General features: G+C 77.2%; 2 protein-coding genes. Both read left to right on the top strand.

All coding sequences use genetic code 11. From position 1 onward, the window contains the following. On the top strand, nt 1–851 hold an 851-nt coding region (locus HCN56_RS24720), incomplete at its 5' end, for a (2Fe-2S)-binding protein (RefSeq protein WP_245246999.1). Between the two features lie 32 nt (nt 852–883). Further along, nucleotides 884–3,181, top strand: a complete 2,298-nt coding sequence (locus HCN56_RS24715; protein ID WP_167974757.1) for a xanthine dehydrogenase family protein molybdopterin-binding subunit — start codon at nt 884–886, stop codon at nt 3,179–3,181. The last annotated feature ends 16 nt before the right edge of the window (nt 3,182–3,197 follow it).

Here is a 3,197-nt window from a genome sequence, read left to right as displayed (position 1 = left end):
ACACCGCCCCGCTCCCGGCCGACGGCCGGCCGGAGCCGGAGCACGCGGCGGACTCCGCCCCCCGTGCCCAGCCCGAGCCCGGCGACGGCGCCGCCCCCGCGGCCGCCGAGGAGCCGGCCGTCACCGACCCGGCCGTCACCGACCCGGCCGGCACCAACCCGGCAGCGCCCGACACCGCCGCCCCCGCCGAGGAGCCGGCCGCGCCGCCCGCCCCCGAGGAGGGCGCCGACCACCACCCGGCGCCCGAACCACCCCCGCTCCCGGACCCGACCGCGCCCAGCGGCCACCCCACCGTCTCCTACGTCCTCCACGTCAACGGCGTGGACCGCCCCGTCACCGGGGCGTGGATCGGCGAGTCGCTGCTGCACGTCCTGCGGGAGCGGCTCGGGCTCGCCGGCGCCAAGGACGGCTGCTCGCAGGGGGAGTGCGGCGCCTGCTCGGTGCAGGTGGACGGCCGGCTGGTCGCCGCCTGCCTCGTGCCGGCGGCCACCGCCGCGGGCAGCGAGATCCGCACCGTCGAGGGGCTCGGCGAACACGGCGCCCCCTCCGACGTGCAGCGCGCCCTCTCCGACTGCGCCGTGCAGTGCGGCTTCTGCCTGCCCGGCATGGCGATGACCGTGCACGACCTGCTGGAGGGGAACCACCGGCCCAGCGAGTTGGAGACGCGGCGCGCCCTGTGCGGCAACCTCTGCCGCTGCTCGGGCTACCGTGGGGTCCTGGACGCGGTCCGCCAGGTGGTCGAGGAGCGCTCCGCGGCGGAGACCGCGCACCACGAGGACGGCCCGACGGACGGGTCGGTACCCCGCGTGCCGCACCAGGGCGGCCCCGCGGGTGAGGGAGGCGAAGCGTGACGGACCAGCGCGATGCGGCCACCACGGTCACCCTGAACCCGGCCGGGCTCGGGGTCGGCGAGGAGCCGACGGCCCCTCCCACCACCGGCATCGGTATCTCGCTCACCCCCGCCGACGCCGCGCACAAGGCGGCCGGCACCTTCCCCTACACCGCCGACCTCTGGGCCGAGGGGCTGCTGTGGGCGGCGGTGCTGCGCTCGCCCCACCCCCACGCCCGCATCCTTTCCCTCGACACCCGCCACGCCGCCGCGATGCCCGGGGTGCGCGCCGTCGTCACCCACGAGGACGTGGCGCCCGGCGCGATGCTGGGGCGCGGGGTCACCGACCGCCCGCCCTTCGCCTCGGACCTGGTGCGCCACCACGGCGAGCCGATCGCCGCGATCGCCGCCGACCACCCGGACACCGCCCGGCTGGCGGCCGCCGCCATCGCCGTCGAGTACGAGGTGCTGGACCCGGTCACCGACCCCGAGAAGGCGTTCGAGGCGGCACCGCTGCACCCCGACGGCAACGTCATCCGTCACATCCCGCTGCGCCACGGCGACACCGCCGCCACCGGCGAGGTCGTGGTGGAGGGGCTGTACCGCGTCGGCCGGCAGGACCCGGCGCCCATCGGCGCGGAGTCCGGGCTCGCCGTGCCCCGGCCCGACGGCGGCGTCGAGGTCTACACCGGCGCCACCGACCCGCACACCGACCGCGACCGGATCGCGGGCTGCCTGGGGCTGCACCAGGAGCAGGTCAAGGTGTACGTCACCGGCGTCGCCGGCGCCCTCGCCGACCGCGAGGACCAGGGCATGCAGCTGCCGCTGGCGCTGCTGGCGATCCGCACCGGCCACCCGGTGAAGCTGGCCGCCAACCGCTCCGAGTCGTTCCTCGGCCACGCGCACCGGCACCCGACGCTGCTGCGCTACCGCCACCATGCCGACGCCGAGGGCCGGTTGGTGAAGGTCGAGGCGCAACTCCTCCTCGACGCGGGGCCGTACGCCGACGACTCCTCCGAGGCGCTCGCGGCGGCCGTCGCCTTCGCCGCCGGCCCGTACAAGGTGCCCGCCGCGGTGGTGGACGGCTGGGTGGTGCGCACCAACAACCCGCCGGCCGGCCATGTGCGGGGCGAGGGCGCCATGCAGGTCTGTGCCGCCTACGAGGGCCAGATGGACAAGCTGGCCGCGCGGCTCGGCATCGAACCGGCGGAGCTGCGCGCCCGCAACGTGATGGCGACGGGCGACGCGCTGCCGACCGGACAGGCGGTCACCTGCCCGGCGCCGGTCGGCACCCTGCTCAGCGCCGTCCGCGAGGCGCCGCTGCCGCCGCTGCCGCGCGACGTGCCGGTCGAGGACTGGCTGCTGCCCGGCGGCCCTGAGGGCGCCGGTGAGCCCGGCGCCACCCGACGCGGCGTCGGCTACGCGCTCGGCATGGTGCACATGCTGGGCGCCGAGGGCACCGACGAGGTCTCCACCGCCACCGTCAAGGTCGAGGGCACCACCGCCACCGTGCTGTGCGCCGCCGTCGAGACGGGGCAGGGGTTCACGACGCTGGCCCGGCAGATCGTGCAGGAGGTCCTCGGCGTCGAGGACGTCCGCGTCGCTTCCGTCGACACCGACCAGCCCCCCGCGGGCCCGGGCAGCCGCGGCCGGCACACCTGGGTCTCCGGCGGCGCGGTGGAGCGGGCGGCCAAGATGGTCCGCACCCAGCTGCTGCAGCCGCTGGCGGCGAACTTCGGGCTCTCCGCCGAACTGCTGTCGATCGCCGACGGGAAGATCACCTCCTACGACGGCGTGCTCTCCACGACGGTCGCGGAGGCGCTGGAGGGCAAGGAGTTGTGGGCGACGGCCCAGTGCCGCCCCCATCCGACCGAGCCGCTCGACGGCAACGGGCAGGGCGACGCCTTCGTCTCGCTGGCCTTCGCCGCGGTGCGCGCGGTGGTGGACGTGGACGTGGAGCTCGGGGCGGTGCGGGTGGTGGAGCTCGCCCTGGCGCAGGACGTCGGGCGGGTCCTCAACCCCCGCCAGCTGCGGGCCCGGTTGGAGGCCGGGCTGACGCAGGGGGTCGGCGCCGCACTCACCGAGCACCTGCGGGTCTCCCGCGGGACCGTGCGCCGTCCGGACCTCACCGACTACGGGCTGCCGACCGCGCTGGACGCGCCGGAGCTCACCATCGTGAAGCTGGTGGAGGAGCGGGACGTGGTCGCGCCCTTCGGCGCCAAGTCGGCCAGCGCCGCGCCGCTGGTGGTGGCCCCCGCCGCGGTCGCCGCGGCGGTACGGGCGGCCACCGGGCGACCGGTCAACCGGCTGCCGATCCGCGCGCAGGCCGCGGTGGCGCACCCCTCGGCCTGAGCCGTGCCCGGCCCCC

This window comes from Streptomyces lonarensis (assembly GCF_012033735.1).
GTDB lineage: Bacteria > Actinomycetota > Actinomycetes > Streptomycetales > Streptomycetaceae > Streptomyces > Streptomyces lonarensis.
Note: the sequence above shows the minus strand (reverse complement) of the source record. Positions and strands in the feature narration are given on the sequence as shown.